The following is a 526-nucleotide window of genomic DNA, read 5'->3' on the forward strand; positions in this document are numbered from 1 at the left end:
ATTTATGAAGGAAGTCTATTATCTCTTGCTTTTAAATTGATATCATGATTTCCTGCACATATAATGATCTCTGTATTATTATGAATTTCCTTTATTCTTTTAAAAAAATTCTGAGCATATTCTACGATTTCTTTATTGTAATTACCTTTTGCAAAAATATCTCCTGAACAAACGACTAAATCAATATTACCTTGATATTTTATATCATCTAGAAAATTATCTAATACTTTTTCTTGATCATAATTTGAGTGTATATGTAAGTCAGAAATATGAAGGATTTTAATCATTATCGAATATAATTAGAAGGTTGATCTAATTTAGATCGAATTTTTTATTTGGTCAATATAATGTTATGAAATTTAATAAATAATATTTATTTTTGATTTATTGTGAAGTATATATTTATAAATATTATTGTGTGTCTTAAATATGCCTAAATAAGAAATCATTTTAGATGTTTTCAAAATGAAAAATGAATTGTTTGAAATTGGGGTAATGAAAAGACTAGACTTCCGTCATAAATCAA

The 526-nt window shown here is 22.4% G+C and carries 1 protein-coding gene; it reads right to left on the reverse strand.

What is annotated here, in order from left to right:
- Positions 1 to 2: 2 nt before the first annotated feature.
- Positions 3 to 287: a metallophosphoesterase family protein gene (locus A6M14_RS00855; RefSeq protein WP_152872887.1), complete on the reverse strand. Its 285-nt coding sequence runs from the start codon at positions 285 to 287 to the stop codon at positions 3 to 5.
- Positions 288 to 526 lie beyond the last annotated feature (239 nt).

Source organism: Acinetobacter portensis (assembly GCF_009372215.1).
Taxonomy (GTDB): domain Bacteria; phylum Pseudomonadota; class Gammaproteobacteria; order Pseudomonadales; family Moraxellaceae; genus Acinetobacter; species Acinetobacter portensis.